This is a genomic window from uncultured Maribacter sp., assembly GCF_963974015.1.
In the GTDB taxonomy this organism is placed as follows: Bacteria; Bacteroidota; Bacteroidia; order Flavobacteriales; family Flavobacteriaceae; genus Maribacter.
Genome location: NZ_CAXBBZ010000004.1, coordinates 1 through 13,330 on the forward strand (window position 1 = coordinate 1; position 13,330 = coordinate 13,330).

The following is a 13,330-nucleotide window of genomic DNA, read 5'->3' on the forward strand; positions in this document are numbered from 1 at the left end:
TAACCTCTTGAGCCGTAATCAAGTGCGCTATTCAGTTGCGCCACGAGGCCTTTTAAAATTTCCCTTAACGGGCTGCAAATATATTTCTTTTTACATTTACCACAAAATTAAGAGCACTATATTAAATGGATTTAAAAAGCTTAATTAGAGATGTACCTGATTTTCCTAAGGAAGGTGTGATTTTTAAGGACATAACTTTGTTATTACAAAACCCTTCTGCATTAGAAGAAACTACCAATGCACTGATTAAATTATTGAACGGGCAAAAAGTTGATAAGGTTGTTGGTATGGAGAGTAGGGGGTTCATATTTGGGCCTATGCTTGCAAATAGGCTTAATGCTGGTTTTGTGCCTATACGCAAACCAGGAAAATTACCATCTACAACACTGAGTGAGACTTATAATCTTGAATATGGCACTGATACACTTGAAATTCATAAAGACGCTATAGTAAAGGGCGAAAAGGTACTCGTGCATGATGATGTACTTGCGACTGGTGGTACAGCAAATGCAGCATGTAAGTTGATAGAACGCTTAGGGGGTGAAATAGTTCAATGTAATTTTTTAATAGAACTTACTTTTCTAGCAGGTTCGTCAAAAATCAATGAGTACTCGGTACAATCTCTTTTAAAATATTAATCAAGTGCATTGGTAGTCACAAAATAACGCCATCCAATTAATGCCATTTGCATTTTACTTGCTTTTGAAAGGTCTAGTCGTTGTTTTGAATAAGATGGTAGTAAAACTTTATTAAGTTTCGCCAGTAATTTATAGAGTTCTTTTTTCAAGATAAATATTTTCACAAAAATACATAAAATAAAAAACGAATGGCCAAGTCGCTTTATCTCGAATTTTTTACTTAATAACAAATCGAATTACCAAAACCCAAGAGCTATTACTATACTCAATATCAATACAATTAAAAGTTTTATTATAGCTATCATGACTAAAGATTTTATTGGTTGAACGTTTTATGAATGATTGTTCATGAAAGATATATGGGCTTAATCCGATGTGCAAATAAAACTTGTTAAATTAGTGTAATCAATTGCATAACTGTAAGTTAATAAATTATAAAAGTTATAATATATAAGTATTCATCTACATATTAGTTTTAATATGATATAAAATATTATTTTTTAGTTTAATTATGAAATAAATGTAGAGGTGTATTTGAGTAACTTTTAAATTGTAAGGGGCTTTTCATTGTTCAAATTGACTAAAAAGGCTATTTCATCATTAAAATCAAAAAATCCGATGTTATGGAAACACCGGATTTATATTAAGGTCAATCCCCAATAAATTTATTAGATGATTATTCTTCTGTAATTATCTCAATGACTCCATGTTTAGCTTCTTTCCCATATTTTTCAATAGCTTCGCCACCTTTAATGACATTCATAGATTTAATAGTACTCTCATCTAAATTATTAAGGGTCTTGGCGTCGCTTTTTTTTCCGTCAATATAAAACAGTGGTCCTTCTTTGCCATCTGTAGTTACAAACATAAATCCGTTGTCTTCCTTTTCTACTATTTTAAAGTCGTAATCTTCGGTAGTAGTAGTACTGATGGATATTTTTTTATTGTTGCCAGTTGTAGACTTTTTTATTTTGGTTGCTTTATTAGTTACGTCTCCGGTTCTAAATAGAATACTATTATTGTCGGTTTCTATTAATATATAGGTTGGGTCGATGGTGTCATTGTCAGATACAGAGTTGAATCGGCTACTAACCTCTCCATTTTTCTTATTTCCACCAGAAATTTCTATAGATATGTTTTTTATTTCCCCATTTTTATTTCTGACCGTAGTATAGGAGAAATCAAATTTATCCTTGGCTAAATCTGCTTTAATTTTTAATAATTTTGAATCTGAAGTATTTTTATCTATAAGTAGTTCTATGGTGTTTTGTATAGAATCAGATTGCGAAATATTCTTATAGGAATAAACTTCCCTTACATTGAAGCTTACTAAAAAGAAGGCTAGAAATGGCAGAATTAATAAACTCTTAAATGCTTTTAATTTGTGTGATTTTTGTTGATTGATCATGATGATTCGTTTTTTGATTAATGAATTAAAAAATGGATTGACGATTGATAAATGATGATTTCCAACTGCCCTTTGCAGTAAGATGTATTGATATGCTTTTTTGTTGGTTTTGATTTGATGATTTTCTGTATCGGCAAGAAATTCTAAATTTTGTTTAACGGCTATTCGATATAACCAAACAATGGGATTAAACCATTGTAGTATTATAAAAACTTCCATCAATATAATATCTAAAGAATGTAATTGTGCGGCATGAACTTCTTCGTGTGCAACTATGGCTTCTAATTCTTTTTCTGAATGTAGTGAAGGATTGTAAACAATACTTTTGAAAAACGAGAAAGGCTGTATAGTGGCCTTAGTTTTAATGTGAACTGTTGCCGGTAATTTAACCCGCTCACCCGTATTAAGGACTCTATTTAAATCTAGGCCTTGTCGAAACAATTTAATGAATAATATGAAGGCCCCAATCAGATATAGTGTTATTAAGAATGAATAGTGAGTAAAATCATTAACGGTTGAGGTTTCAGATAATGAGGGTATAGCTACATTGGTATTTGTTAAATCAAATATAGGGGCGTTAATAGTAATCGTTATATATAATAATGGGAATAGTGCAGAGAGTATAAGTCCACTAAGAAGAAAGAATCTATTGAACTGAAACAAGGTTTCTTTCCTTAAAAATAGTTGATAACAACTAAAAAATAGGAGTAGTACAGAACTTATTTTTACTATATAGTAGAATAGTGCTTCCATCTATTTACTGTTTTCAATTAGTGAAATGATTTCCTTTAATTCTTCGACCGAAATTTTTTCCTCCTTAGCGAAAAATGATACTATATTCTTGTAAGAATTGTCAAAATACCCTACCATATCTTCATTTACATAAGCCTTATAATAACTCTCTTTTGTTACAATCGGATGATATTGATGTGTTTTTCCATAGGCCGTAAAACCTACAAAGTTCTTTTCCTCTAAATTCCGTACAATAGTAGATAATGTATTGTAATGCGGTTTGTTTTTGGTAATCTCATCCATTATTTCTTTGACAAACGCTTTTTTTAAGCGCCAAAGAATTTTCATGATTTCTTCTTCCTTATTTGTTAATTTTTCCATGGTCTATTTTCGTTTTACGAATGTAAACTATTTTTATAGTTTTAAAACTATAAAAATAGTTATTTAACTATATTTTTAGTTTTTTATATACTATCAATAGTTGCTTACCAACAGGTTTCTTCTATTTATATTTGTGTAAATTCTTTTCATGCAGAACTTTCTTTTTATTCTTGGCGGACTGTTTTTGTTGATAGTCGGTGGTAATTGGCTTTTAAAAGCTGCTGTCGATTTATCGCTGAAATTAAAGATTCCGAAAATTGTTATAGGTATGACGGTCGTTTCTTTCGCTACCTCGGCACCAGAATTAATTGTTAGTATAAATGCTGCATTGGATGGTTTCCCAGATTTAGCTTTAGGTAATGTTGTAGGGTCTAATATTGCCAATTTAGGATTGGTACTAGCGATAACAATTTTGTTAAGCCCTATTGATGTAAGTAAAAGTTTTTATAACACGGATTGGCCGGTTATGATGTTGGCCTCATTACTCTTTTTCTTCTTTATATATTTTGATGGAGTTTTAGAGAAGTACGAAGGTATTACCATGGTAATTTTTCTTTTCTTATTCTTGGTGTATTTATTACGGTTTCAAAAACCGGCAGTAATCGATGAAGATGATGAAGATGACGTAATGATGCCAACATATAAAACCGCACTTTTTTTAGGTTTAGGTGGTTGTGCTCTTTGGGGTGGTTCAGAATTATTGATTAATGGTGCAGTCGGTATGGCTACTGCGTTTGGTGTTAGTGAGCGTGTAATAGCTATTACAATTGTTTCTTTAGGTACTAGTATTCCAGAATTAGCGGCATCGGTAATAGCAGTAATAAAAAAGGAAAAAGCTATTTCATTAGGAAATTTAATAGGGTCTAATATCTTTAATCTGCTAGCTGTTTTAGGTATAACTTCAATTATAACCCCTATTCGCGTAATCGATCAGGGCTTATTGACCAATGATATTTTTTGGATGTTGGGTATTTCCTTTCTGATTCTGCCTTTGGTGTTTATACCTAAAGGGTTGCGTTTGGGCTGGAGAGATGGTATGATTCTTGTGGGAATCTACTTGGCCTTTGTGTACGTTACCATAGGTTGACCAAAACCAAACTATGTGCATTTTACCACTAAATTTCTTTTTTTCTTCCTTTTAGCAAGTACTTGCGTATCGCTATCTGCGCAAACTTCTGAATTTCTTAGAGCTAAGGTATTAGATCAACAAACCGGTGAACCTGTACTATTTGCAACGGTAAGTATTAAGGGTAAAGAGAATGGTGTTATTACCAATATGGATGGTAGTTTTCGACTACCCATATACTTAAGGGAATCAGGTGAGTCTATTGAAATTTCTTACATGGGTTATAAAAAAAAGGAATTTGAACTACAAAAACTTTCTCCCAATGATATTAACATCATTCGTTTATCTCCAGCTACAATTTCTTTAAGTGAGGCAGTTGTGAGTGCTAAAAGAAAAAGAAATGGTCTTAGTGCTAGAGCCATTGTAAGAAAAGCAATTGCGAGTATTTCCAACAATTATCCTGCTATGGAATTTGCTGCGATCGGTTATTATAGGGACTACCAAATAAAAGATGATAATTATGTAAACTTGAACGAGGCAATTTTAGAAGTTATCGATAAAGGCTTCAATACTAATGATCATGTAAGTTCTAATGTCCGTATTTATGATTATAGTAACAATATTAATTTTATACATGATCCCGAGGGTGAAAAGAAATATGACTACAAAAATTACAAAAAGTTTATTGATAAGGCTTATCTCGATAGTTATGGGGGGAATGAGTTAACCATATTACGTATTCATGATGCTATCAGAAATCATAAGGTAAATTCTTATGATTTAGTAAATGTTTTAGAGAGCGATTTTATAGAGAATCATTTTTTTGAGAAAGAGAACGATATTCAAGATGATAATGAAGTACTCTATGTAATAAGCTTTAAACAGTCTATTGTTAAATATTTAGCCTATGGCAAACTATTTATCTCTAAAAAAGATTTTGCCATTCATAAAATGGAATATACGCTTTACGATAGGTTAAGAAAGGTTGAAAAAGGACAGGTAAACAAGCAGGGTAATGATAATGTCGCCATTTTTGAGGTAATTACAGAGTATAAAAGAAAGTATGGTAAAATGTATCCAAACTATATTTCTTTCTTCAATACTTTTGAGGTTGGGCAACCACCAGAATTTATAGTTGAAGAAGTATTATTAGATGGCCCCAAAGGTTGTTTCATAGTTAAATTCAATGACCTCTTGCAGGAAGTATCTGCGGCTAAAAAAGGTAATTATGATATACGCGTTGAAGATAAGAAAATAGAAATTGACAGAATTAAAGTGTTGGAAACGGAGGTAGAGGTATATCCAAAATTGAGTGATAAGGACTTTAGAAACTTAATTTTCAAAATGGATGCAGCTCAATCACGGAGATTTGATTTAATGAAACTTTTATCTGCAAAAGTTACGGATGTTAGAAATAAAGGTCTTGTTAAGGTAAATGAAATGAAATATGAATCGTACAGGCAATTTCGTGAATTTTTTGTACAAGAAATAAAGGCCAATGGTAGTGTGTTGAAAGATACCTTATTTATGAAAAAAGATATTCCCATTTTTGATACAATTCAACCAATCATTAAACTAGAGAATTTCGATGAGTATTGGATGAACACACCATTGAAAACTATTAATAACTAAAAAAAACGCCCTGGAGAAATCCAAGGCGCTTTTAGTATAATCAACAATTAATTTGGTATTAGATCTTAGCCGACTTAACCGTTTTTATAATTCTACCAGCAATTTTATAAGGATCACCATTAGAAGCAGGTCTTCTGTCTTCTAACCAACCTTTCCATCCTTTTTGAACGGTAATGATAGGAATTCTAATTGAAGCACCTCTATCAGAAACACCATAACTGAAATCCGTAATTGCAGCAGTTTCGTGAAGGCCGGTCAAACGTTGGTCGTTAAATTCACCGTAAACAGCAATATGTTCTTTTACCACAGGTCTGAATGCCTCACAAATTTTTTCATAAATTTCTTTAGAACCACAAGTTCTTAACGTAGTGTTAGAGAAATTTGCGTGCATACCTGAACCGTTCCAGTCCAATTCTTTACCTAATGGTTTTGGGTGATATTCTATATAATAACCATATTGTTCTGTTAGACGATCTAGTAAATAACGTGCGACCCACATTTCGTCACCGGCCAATTTAGCGCCTTTAGCGAACAATTGAAATTCCCATTGTCCAGAAGCTACCTCTTGGTTAATACCTTCAAAGTTAAGTCCGGCAGCGATACAAAGATCAGCATGCTCTTCAACTAAATCTCTTCCGTGGGTATGTAATCCACCAACAGAACAGTAGTACATTCCTTGTGGAGCAGGATAACCACCAATAGGGAAACCTAAAGGTAATTGTGTTTTGGTATCCATGATAAAGTATTCTTGCTCGAAACCGAACCAGAAATCATTGTCTTCATCTTCTATAGTAGCTCTTCCGTTTGATGCGTGTGGAGTTCCGTCTGCATTTAAAACTTCGGTCATTACTAAAAATCCGTCCTTTCTTGCAGGATCTGGAAAAATAGCAACTGGCTTAAGCAAACAGTCAGAAGAACCACCTTCAGCTTGTCGTGTTGAACTTCCATCAAAAGACCACATTTCGCAATCTTCTAATTTACCACCAAAGTCATTAACCACTTTGGTTTTGCTTCTCATGTTTTGGGTTGGAAAATATCCATCTAACCAGATGTATTCTAATTTTGTTTTGCTCATAATATAATAGTTATATTTTTTTGAATAAAAGACAAGCAAAAATATGTTTTTTATCATTTCATATGAATTTTTAAGGGGGTAAATCTTTAAAAATTAAATTAATTGTTTTCTACCCCTATTTTTTGTTGGGTATTTTGTCATATTTATATTTATTGAACGTAATTTTGTCGAATTAATAATGTATTCGCATATGATATCATCAAGATTCGAGGCAATTGCCCAAAGTCAGACAAGAAATAGTATCGCCATTGAAGAAAAAGGAAGGCGATCTGATTTATTCGGAATTAATGTTTTTAATGAAAGTAAGATGTTACAATATCTTACCAAAGATGCATTAGAGAGTTTAAAAGGAGCTATGGTTTCTGGTTCTAAGATCGACCGAAAAATAGCAGATCAGGTTGCAGAAGCCATAAAAGGTTGGGCCATTGGCATGGGTGCAACACACTACACCCATTGGTTTCAACCACTAACCGGTTCTACCGCTGAGAAACATGATGCCTTTTTTGATTTATTACCAGATGGTACCGCATTGGAAAAATTTGGAGGTGGCCAGTTGGTTCAGCAAGAACCCGACGCCTCTAGTTTTCCTAGTGGTGGAATTCGAAATACCTTTGAAGCCCGAGGTTATACCGCTTGGGATCCCTCGTCACCTGCTTTTATTTATGGTACCACATTATGTATACCAACCATTTTTGTTTCCTATACGGGAGAAGCTTTAGATAATAAAGCTCCTTTGTTAAGAGCATTGAGCGCTGTTGACGATGCTGCTACTGCCGTTGCGAAATATTTTGATAAAAATGTTTCCAAAGTAAGCGCCACCTTAGGTTGGGAGCAAGAATATTTCTTAATTGATAAGGCACTCGCGCATTCTAGACCAGATATTATGATGACAGGTCGCACTTTAGTAGGTGAAACTCCTGCAAAGGGTCAGCAGTTAGATGATCATTATTTCGGAGTAATACCAAGTCGTGTGTTGAGCTTTATGAGCGATTTGGAAAAAGAGTGTACCAAGTTGGGCATACCGGTAAAAACAAGACATAATGAGGTTGCGCCAAATCAATTTGAATTAGCGCCTGTTTTTGAAGAAGCTAATCTTGCGATTGACCATAATCTTCTTCTAATGGATGTTATGGACAAAATTGCCGATAAACATCATTTTACCGTACTGTTTCATGAAAAACCTTTTGCAGGTATCAATGGTTCGGGTAAACATAATAACTGGTCTTTGGCAACTGATACCGGTGTAAACTTGCTAAGCCCTGGTTCTACGCCGATGAAAAATTTACAGTTTCTTACCTTCTTTATAAATACGATTAAGGCAGTTGATACCTATGAAGAACTTTTACGTTCTTCAATAGCATCGGCAGGTAATGATTATCGTTTGGGTGCAAATGAAGCGCCACCGGCCATTTTTTCAATTTTTGTCGGTACGCAATTAAGTAGTGTGCTAGATGAGTTAGAAGGAGTATCGAAAGGAAAATTATCACCAGAAGAGAAAACCGAATTGAAGTTAAATGTGGTAGGTAAAATCCCTGAGATCTTGATGGATAATACGGATCGTAATAGAACATCGCCTTTTGCTTTTACGGGTAATAAATTTGAAATGCGTGGTGTAGGGGCTAAAACTAATTGTGCTAAGCCCATGACCATTTTGAATACGATAGTTGCAAAGCAACTGAAGGATTTTAAAAAGGAGGTTGATGTATTAATTGATAAAAAAGCGTTGAAAAAAGATGAAGCGATTTTTAATGTGCTTCGAGAATATATTAAAACATCGAAGCGTATACGTTTCGATGGTGATGGGTATAGTGCAGAATGGGAGAGCGAGGCTAAGCGACGAAAGTTGAGTAATAATAGAAATACACCTGAAGCTCTTAATGTATTGACCTCTAAAGAAAGCTTAGCACTTTTTCAATCTATGAAAGTAATGAGCGAGATTGAGGTTCGTGCACGACAAGAAGTAGATTTAGAAAATTATATTTTGCATACCCAAATAGAGGGTAGAGTTTATAATGAATTGGTCTATGGGTATATTATACCTGCTGCAATAGCTTATCAAAATACATTGGTTAAAAATGTATCAGGATTAAAGGAAATTTACGGTGCCGCTCATAAAAAATTCTCTGAAGGTCAATTGACCATGATCGAAGAGATTGCCGAACATATCGTTAGTATAAAGAAAATGGTTGATGCTATGGCAGATGCACGTAAAAAGGCAAATGCACTGAAGGACACTAAAAATAAAGCGGAAGCCTATTGTAATAATGTGAAACCATATTTTTCTGGAATAAGATTACATAGCGATAAGCTTGAAAAATTGATGGATAATCAGTTATGGCCATTGACCAAATACCGAGAATTATTATTCATTAAGTAAGTACTTATTTATAATTACAGTGAATAGAGCGAATATTAATCGGATGAGGGGTTGCAGTTTTAATGATTCTCTTATTTTTGCCACAAATTTAAGTTATGTCCATATCGAGCAGTGAAAGATATCAGCAAAGAGGGGTTTCTGCCTCAAAAGAAGATGTTCACAATGCAATTAAGAATATAGATAAAGGTCTTTTTCCTAAGGCTTTTTGTAAAATCGTTCCTGATTATCTTACGGGAAATGAAGATTATTGTTTGGTAATGCATGCTGATGGTGCAGGCACAAAATCTTCTTTAGCCTATATGTATTGGAAAGAAACCGGAGATATTTCGGTTTGGAAAGGAATTGCTCAAGATGCATTGATAATGAATATAGATGACCTTATCTGTGTAGGGGCAACCGATAATATTATGCTTTCGTCTACCATAGGGAGAAATAAGAATAAAATTCCAGGAGAAGTATTATCGGCAATTATCAACGGTACTGAAGAATTAATAAAGGATTTAGTTGAATTCGGAATCATCATTCATTCAACTGGTGGAGAAACGGCAGATGTGGGTGACCTGGTAAGAACTATAATTGTTGATTCTACGGTTACAGCAAGATTGAAAAGGTCTGATATTATTGATAATGCGAATATAAAAGCTGGTGATGTTATCGTTGGTTTGGCTTCTTTTGGTCAGGCGAATTACGAGAAAGAGTATAATGGGGGAATGGGCAGTAACGGACTAACATCTGCTCGCCATGATGTGTTTTCCAATTATTTAGCCGAAAAATTCCCTGAGAGTTTTGATGCAGAGGTTCCGAAAGATTTGGTGTATTCAGGTAATATCAAGTTGACCGATAAGGTTGAAAATTCTCCTATAAATGCAGGTAAATTGGTGCTTTCTCCAACAAGAACCTATGCACCAATCGTTAAAAAAATACTGTCAAAGTATAATTCTGATGATATTCACGGCATGATTCATTGCAGTGGGGGAGCCCAAACAAAAATTTTGCATTTCATTGATGAACTGCACATCGTAAAAGATAATTTGTTCGAGGTGCCGCCACTTTTTAAATTGATTCAAGAGCAATCAGGTACCGATTGGAAAGAGATGTATAAAGTCTTTAATTGTGGTCATCGATTAGAATTTTATCTATCTGAAGAAATTGCGGAAGATATTATTGAGATAGCCAAAAGCTTCGGTGTAGATGCCCAAATTGTTGGTAGGGTAGAAGCTTCAGATTCAAAAAAATTGACAATTTCTAGTAGCCATGGTACCTTTGTGTATTAGTACATACGAATAGTGTAAATATATCGTTCTTGATTATATACCTACTTTTGCTATGGAAAGAAAGAAATTTTTAAGAACACTCGGTGCTGGCGCTGCTTTTGCAATAACATTTCCTTGTTTAGGAAGTTGTTCAAAAGACAGTGAAGTAGAAGGTGAAATTGTAACACCACCGACCAATATAGATTTTACCATTGACCTTACTTCTCCTGAAGCAGCAAAATTGGCCAATAATGGCGGATTTATTTTAAAGAATCTTGTTGTAGTCGTTAAAAATTTAGAAGGTGGGTTTGTTGCTGCTACTCAAATTTGTAGCCATGAGCAATATGATCAGGTTCGTTTTGTAAATCAAGATGGTGGTATCTTTTACTGTGATGTACATGGTTCTAGATTTTCACAAACTGGTACACCTTTAAATGAGATTCCGAATAGTACGTCAAAAGCTTTAAAAATATACAATACCTCTCTTGAGGGTTCAATATTAAGAGTTTTCGAATAAATTTTCTACCTCAATTACACCAACCTAACTTATTATTCTTTATACCTATGTTTATCTCTAAATAGAGAAAGTAAGTGAAAAAGATTTGTGCTTTATTTTTCTGCCTTATGACCTACATCGTAGTGGGTCAAGGAAAAAAGTACGTTACGGTCAAGAAAACATTTGAGGTCATGGGTGGTGGTTTTGATATAACCGTCATTTCTGTCGATGAAGAGTTAGGATATATTTATATACAAGAAGCCTTGGCGGAGGTTCAAAGAATTGAAAAATTAATTTCCTCTTGGGACGAAGATTCTGAAACTAGTCTCATCAATAAAAACGCAGGTATTAAACCTGTCCCTGTCAGTTGGGAGCTATATAAGCTTATAGAAAGATCTACCCAAATTTCTGAAATTACCAACGGTGCTTTTGATATTACTTACACAGTACTTGAAGATATTTGGAAGTTCGATGGTTCTATGAGTACGTTGCCCAGTAAACTTGAGGTTAAAGAAGCTGTTTCTAGAACAGGGTATAAGAATATAATATTGAATAGTAAGGATCAAACGGTTTATCTTAATAAAAAGGGTATGCGAATATCTTTTGGAGGTATAGGCAAGGGGTTTGCTGCAGATAAGGCAAAGGCTTTGCTAGTATCAAAAGATGTGAAGGCGGGTATCATAAATTTAGATGGAGATATTACCACTTGGGGTACTAAGGCCACTGGTGATAAATGGTTAATCGGTATAGTGAACCCTGAACGTCAAGGTGGTCTGTTTTCTTGGCTTCCAATATTAGAGTCATCGGTGGCGACTTCTGGCGGCGATGCTAATTTTATGTTGGTGAACGATGAAAAGTTTATGCATGTATTAAATCCTAAAACGGGTTTTCCATCCACAGGTATTAATAGTGTATCGGTTTTTGCTAAGAGTGCAGAACTTTCTGATGCATTGGCTACATCAATCTTTGTTATGGGTTTAGATGCTGGTCTGGCATTGATAAATCAATTGGGAGATACTGAAGTTATTATTGTTGATAATAAGAATAAAATGCACAAAAGTAACGGCATCATTCTTAACTAGAAAGAACCTTTGATTTCTTGTTGCCTTCAATAATTTTTCCACGTTACACTAATAATCCCTTTAGGGCGTCTGTAAATTTATCGTAAATTCGCGGTACAAGTGAAGTAAGCATATGATAGACAAGTTAAACATCGTAAAACAACGTTTTGATGAGGTTTCAGACCTTATAATTCAGCCAGATATAATTACTGATCAGGATCGTTATGTTAAACTCACAAAGGAGTATAAGGACCTGAAAAATTTAATGGATAAGCGTGCTGAATATTTAGAGCTTACCAATAATATCGCCGAAGCAGAGGAAATAATTGCTGATGGTAGTGATGCAGAAATGCTAGAAATGGCTAAAATGCAAATGGAAGAGGCTAAAGGAGGATTGCCTAAATTAGAGGAGGATATTAAACTCATGCTGATTCCGAAAGATCCTGAAGATGCCAAAGATGTAGTAGTTGAGATACGTGCCGGAACCGGTGGTGATGAAGCGAGTATTTTCGCTGGTGATCTCTTTAGAATGTACACAAAATATTGTGAATCTAAAGGATGGAAAACTAATGTTATTGACCTTAGCGAAGGTACAAGTGGTGGGTATAAGGAAATTCAGTTTGAAGTTACAGGAACCGATGTTTACGGAACCTTGAAGTTTGAAGCTGGTGTTCATCGTGTACAACGTGTTCCTCAAACCGAAACACAGGGTAGAGTGCACACCAGTGCAGCTACGGTAATGGTTTTGCCAGAGGCTGAAGATTTTGATGTACAAATAGACCCTAAAGATGTTCGTATAGACTTTTTCTGCTCGTCAGGGCCAGGTGGTCAGTCGGTGAACACCACATATTCTGCAGTTCGTCTAACGCATATTCCAACAGGTTTGGTAGCACAATGTCAAGATCAGAAATCACAACATAAGAATAAGGATAAGGCTTTTAGAGTATTGCGATCTCGATTGTATGACATGGAATTGGCTAAGAAGCAAGAGGCCGATGCAGCAAAACGAAATTCTCAAGTAAGTAGTGGTGACCGTTCTGCGAAAATTAGAACCTATAACTATCCACAAGGTAGAGTGACTGATCACCGTATTGGTCTAACTTTATATGATCTATCTAACATTATTGATGGTGATATTCAAAGAATAATAGATGAATTGAGTTTTGTTGAAAATACGGAGAAATTGAGGGAAGCCTCTGAGATTTTTTAAA

Annotated in this window: 12 protein-coding genes; 8 read left to right on the plus strand and 4 right to left on the minus strand. The window is 34.5% G+C overall.

What is annotated here, in order from left to right; genetic code table 11:
- Positions 1-125 precede the first annotated feature (125 nt).
- Entirely contained in the window at positions 126-638 is a 513-nt protein-coding gene (locus tag AACZ41_RS08505) for an adenine phosphoribosyltransferase (RefSeq protein WP_339627978.1), read from the plus strand.
- On the opposite strand, the gene AACZ41_RS08510 is transcribed toward AACZ41_RS08505, so the two are convergent.
- The 3 genes from AACZ41_RS08510 to AACZ41_RS08520 form a co-directional block, all read right to left on the minus strand.
- On the minus strand, positions 635-787 hold the full coding sequence (locus tag AACZ41_RS08510) for an SsrA-binding protein (protein ID WP_339627979.1): 153 nt from the start codon (positions 785-787) through the stop codon (positions 635-637). The two genes, AACZ41_RS08505 and AACZ41_RS08510, sit on opposite strands and share 4 nt — an antisense overlap.
- Positions 788-1,314: 527 nt before the next feature.
- Positions 1,315-2,799, minus strand: a complete 1,485-nt coding sequence (locus AACZ41_RS08515) for a M56 family metallopeptidase (protein ID WP_339627980.1) — start codon at positions 2,797-2,799, stop codon at positions 1,315-1,317.
- Entirely contained in the window at positions 2,800-3,159 is a 360-nt protein-coding gene (locus tag AACZ41_RS08520; RefSeq protein WP_339627981.1) for a BlaI/MecI/CopY family transcriptional regulator, read from the minus strand. It abuts the gene before it with no gap.
- Positions 3,160-3,307: 148 nt separating this feature from the next.
- Between AACZ41_RS08520 and AACZ41_RS08525 the strand changes: the two genes are divergently transcribed.
- Together AACZ41_RS08525 and AACZ41_RS08530 are read left to right on the plus strand one after the other, a co-directional pair.
- Complete coding sequence (locus AACZ41_RS08525; protein WP_339627982.1) at positions 3,308-4,246, plus strand: calcium/sodium antiporter; 939 nt, start codon at positions 3,308-3,310, stop codon at positions 4,244-4,246.
- Positions 4,247-4,261: 15 nt separating this feature from the next.
- On the plus strand, positions 4,262-5,857 hold the full coding sequence (locus tag AACZ41_RS08530) for a carboxypeptidase-like regulatory domain-containing protein (RefSeq protein WP_339627983.1): 1,596 nt from the start codon (positions 4,262-4,264) through the stop codon (positions 5,855-5,857).
- A 58-nt stretch (positions 5,858-5,915) separates the two neighbouring features.
- Here the strand turns inward: AACZ41_RS08530 and AACZ41_RS08535 are convergent, their stop codons facing one another.
- Entirely contained in the window at positions 5,916-6,932 is a 1,017-nt protein-coding gene (locus tag AACZ41_RS08535; protein WP_339627984.1) for a glutamine synthetase beta-grasp domain-containing protein, read from the minus strand.
- Positions 6,933-7,122: 190 nt separating this feature from the next.
- Here AACZ41_RS08535 and AACZ41_RS08540 point away from each other — a divergent pair, with 190 nt between their 5' ends.
- The 5 genes from AACZ41_RS08540 (at position 7,123) to prfA (ending at position 13,329) form a co-directional block, all read left to right on the plus strand.
- Positions 7,123-9,309, plus strand: coding sequence for a glutamine synthetase III (locus AACZ41_RS08540; RefSeq protein WP_339627985.1), 2,187 nt, complete (start codon positions 7,123-7,125; stop codon positions 9,307-9,309).
- A gap of 95 nt (positions 9,310-9,404) precedes the next feature.
- Positions 9,405-10,583, plus strand: coding sequence for an AIR synthase related protein (locus AACZ41_RS08545; protein ID WP_339627986.1), 1,179 nt, complete (start codon positions 9,405-9,407; stop codon positions 10,581-10,583).
- A 52-nt stretch (positions 10,584-10,635) separates the two neighbouring features.
- Positions 10,636-11,079: a Rieske 2Fe-2S domain-containing protein gene (locus AACZ41_RS08550; RefSeq protein WP_339627988.1), complete on the plus strand. Its 444-nt coding sequence runs from the start codon at positions 10,636-10,638 to the stop codon at positions 11,077-11,079.
- A gap of 107 nt (positions 11,080-11,186) precedes the next feature.
- The gene (locus tag AACZ41_RS08555) at positions 11,187-12,140 is read left to right on the plus strand and encodes an FAD:protein FMN transferase (RefSeq protein WP_339627990.1); all 954 of its coding nucleotides are present in this window, start codon (positions 11,187-11,189) and stop codon (positions 12,138-12,140) included.
- 112 nt (positions 12,141-12,252) lie between these two features.
- Positions 12,253-13,329: a peptide chain release factor 1 gene (gene prfA / locus AACZ41_RS08560; protein ID WP_339627991.1), complete on the plus strand. Its 1,077-nt coding sequence runs from the start codon at positions 12,253-12,255 to the stop codon at positions 13,327-13,329.
- Position 13,330: the final 1 nt, after the last annotated feature.